This window comes from Leisingera sp. F5, assembly GCF_001593695.1.
Genome location: NZ_LUKH01001007.1, coordinates 1 through 1,363 on the forward strand (window position 1 = coordinate 1; position 1,363 = coordinate 1,363).

General features: G+C 62.7%; 2 protein-coding genes. Both read right to left on the bottom strand.

Annotated elements, in window-relative coordinates; genetic code table 11:
* Positions 1–160, bottom strand: a 160-nt coding sequence (locus A2I95_RS38310) for a pyridoxal-phosphate dependent enzyme (RefSeq protein WP_291737641.1), incomplete at its 3' end; no start/stop codon positions are given.
* 68 nt (positions 161–228) lie between these two features.
* Positions 229–1,353, bottom strand: a complete 1,125-nt coding sequence (locus tag A2I95_RS38315) for an NUDIX domain-containing protein (RefSeq protein WP_291737640.1) — start codon at positions 1,351–1,353, stop codon at positions 229–231.
* Between the last annotated feature and the right edge of the window lie 10 nt (positions 1,354–1,363).

Consider the following 1,363-nt stretch of genomic DNA (forward strand, 5'->3'; position numbering starts at 1 on the left):
CCTTGATGATATAGAGCGCGGCACGGTCCTTGACCGACTGGCCCGGATTCATGAATTCCGCCTTGCCCATGATCTCGCAGCCGGTCTCTTCACTGACGCGGTTCAGGCGGATAAGAGGAGTGTGGCCGATGGCATCAGCCAGATCGCGTGCAATGCGCATGGTATCCCTTTCGATCGTTCCCCCAAGGTGTATCCAAGCGGTCCGGTGTTCACAAGACGCGAAGCGGGTCAGTCCGCAGCGTTGCGCAGCCGGGCGCGGTGGCGTGCCAACCACAGCGCCGCGGTGACCAGAGGCATGTCCTGATAGATCTGTCCATCCACCCCCAGCATCAGCTCGTCAAAGCTGAGGATCTTGCTGCGGATGTCCTCGCCCTCACCGGCAACACCACCGCCGCCATAGATGTCAGAAAGGTCTGATATACCGATGAAAACATGAATGAATTCCGCCAGTGCGCCACTGGAAGGATAGACCTGCGCCACCGGTTCCAGCCGCTGGACAGTGACGCCCGCCTCCTCCTGCGCCTCGCGGATCGCGGTTTCCCCGGCCGTCTCGCCGGGGTCGATCACGCCTGCGACCGGCTCCCACATCCAGGGGTTCGCTTCGCCCATAATGAAGGGCGGTGCGCGGAATTGCTCCACCAGCAGCACCTGATCGCGGATCGGGTCATATGGCAGCAGCACCGCTGCATGGCCCGCCATGGCGGCAGAGCGTTCCATGACCGGGCTAAGACTGCCATCAAACAGGCGGAACTGCAGGTTCATTTCCTCCATCGCGAAGAAATTCAGGTAGGCGCGGTTGTGGCTGTGGACAATCACGTCTTTGGAAAGGTCACGCACCCCGTCACCGGGCCGCGCCTGCGCTTCCAGCCAGGCGGCGGCGCGGCGGCGGACCGAAGGGAAGCAGCGGGCCACTTCATCAGCGGTCATGCGGCCATGATATGACATCACCTCTTCGGCGGCCCGCAGGGACAGCGCCCCCCATTTCCGCACCCAGGCCGCCAGATCCCAGGGCTCAGCGGTTTGCCACAGGCCCGGTTCGGGAAAGTAAACCTCTGCCGGGGCGGTGCTGCCATCCTCCAGCTGAACCGAAACAGGTTTCAGCGCATAGCCAAAGCCGCCTTCATAAAAGTTGAGCGCATCCAGATCTGCGGGGGACAGGCCCTGTACCAGAACGCCGTCAGCCGTGGCGCCCTCGCGGGCTTCGATCGCCGGGAATGGCTGGCCAACCACCTGATAGACACCATGGCCGGACAATATTGCGCCCTGCGCCTTCAGCGCCGCGCCGCTGCGGCCCAGCACCAGTTCAAGCAAAGGGATATGGCGCAGCGTGCCAAAGAAAAAGAGATCAGCCACGGATTACAAC